The 1,731-nt window shown below is 52.6% G+C and carries 2 protein-coding genes; one reads left to right on the top strand and one right to left on the bottom strand.

All coding sequences use genetic code 11. From position 1 onward, the window contains the following. On the bottom strand, nucleotides 1-406 hold a 406-nt coding region (locus A3AY_RS36695), incomplete at its 3' end, for an IclR family transcriptional regulator (protein WP_040669517.1). 234 nt (nucleotides 407-640) lie between these two features. On the opposite strand from A3AY_RS36695, the gene A3AY_RS0131865 reads away from it, so the two are divergent. Continuing rightward, a complete protein-coding gene (locus A3AY_RS0131865; RefSeq protein WP_026204041.1) occupies nucleotides 641-1,630 on the top strand; it encodes a M14 family metallopeptidase in 990 nt (329 codons plus the stop codon). Nucleotides 1,631-1,731 lie beyond the last annotated feature (101 nt).

Genomic DNA, 1,731 nt, shown 5'->3' with positions numbered 1-1,731 from the left:
CGATGTCGGAACCATCGAGTTCCGTCAGATTGGCCGTTTCCTGTGAACGCTTGTTCGCCTCAAGCAGATAAGGAAAGGTCGCTTCGACGATCGGGTTACTTCGCAAGTATGCGTTGCCAATGTCCATGGCTCTGACAGAAAGTGAATACTGCCTGGTGGTTTCACTATGGGTCAGATACCGAAGTGCCCGCAACGTGTAGAGCACACGCTGGGTCGCACTTTTGTTTAAGCCGGAAGCCTCAGCAACTTCAGCCAACGTCATTGGGCGGGGATTTGCGCAAAACGTGTCAAGAACGAGCATCCCCTTTTCAATCGTACCGAGGTAAAGACGCTCGTCCACGTTGGTCTTTTCAAACGAAGCAGGTGGATTTACTCCGCTCCTGCCCTTGCCGCCGCGATCAAGCATCGTGCCTCTCAAATAAAAAATGGAATGCGGTAGTGCATATTGCTATTCAATGCGCGTGTAAAGGCTGATGGCTCTGCGCTGATCCTGAGTGTGATCGTCTACGCGCTGCAATGGAAGACTGCAGCCTCCCTTGACACAGACATTTTACAATATACGGTATTGTTATGCAATAAAATTGGGGCTGAGTACGGCGCTCGCCCGGCCGCGTTCCCAACAATAACGTCGAGACCATCAATGAAGATAACCGCTCAAAAGACTGGCTGCGATTACGGAGAAGAAGGGGTGTTTCGTGGGACGTTCCGCTTCGAAAACCCGATCCTGGCCGATTACACTTGGCCATTATGCGAAATTCGAGGGACGCAACCAGGCCCCCGGCTATGTGTGTCTGCTGGGGTACATGTCAACGAAGTATCCAGCATCGAGGCGTCCATACGGCTTCAGAGGCTTTTCGACCCCGAAAAGATGAGGGGTTCAGTGTCGATCATACCTGTCATCAATCAGCCAGCCATCCACAAATATAGCGAATATGTATGCCCAGTAGACGGTAAGAACATCAACCATACGTTCCCCGGACGGACCGACGGTACCTTTTCTGAAGTCCTCTGCGACGCCGTCCTTAACGAGTGGGTCAAGGGCGCAGACTGCTACATCGATATGCATGGAGGAGACCTCAAGGAGAAGGTATCCTGGTTCACTATTTTCCAGCGTACGGGTGTTGATAAATTCGATGATGCCGCACGCGACATTGCAATGTGCTTCAACAGTGAGATCGTGCTTGCCTTGGGCCCGGAATATATGCAGAGACCGGGCAGACCTCCGACGGCGTGCGCTTTGCGCAAACAGGTCGCCATAATGACCGAGGCCGGGTCAAATGGTCTTCTGAGCGAGAAAGATATTTCCTTTCATGTCGAGGGAGTATTGAACGTAGCCCGGCTGCTCGGAATTATAGATTCCCAACCGACATCGGCGACCAACGGACGCTCATTATGCGACAGCTACATCTGGGTTGAATGTCCAAGCGATGGGGACTTTCATGCAGAAGTCGAGCCGGGATCCATCGTGAGGGAAGGGCAGCGTCTTGGCTCAGTGCGCGACATATTTGGAAAGGTGCTGGACGAGGTGTTTGCTCCAGCAACGGGATTTGTCCTTTGGCGGATCACTCACCCTTCCATCCGCAAAGGGGACGCACTGTTGACCATTGTTGAAGAGGCGCATGCAGAATAGTGTTCCGCACGATTGGTGATAAATGCGGCCAGTCCGATTACGCGTAGCCACCACATCATGACAAGTCCTGATCCTCAATCGCTGATTTGAACGTGGCGGGG

This window comes from Rhizobium giardinii bv. giardinii H152 (genome assembly GCF_000379605.1).
GTDB lineage: Bacteria > Pseudomonadota > Alphaproteobacteria > Rhizobiales > Rhizobiaceae > Pararhizobium > Pararhizobium giardinii.
The sequence above is the reverse complement of the archived record's forward strand: the minus strand, read 5'-3'. Positions and strand labels throughout refer to the sequence as shown.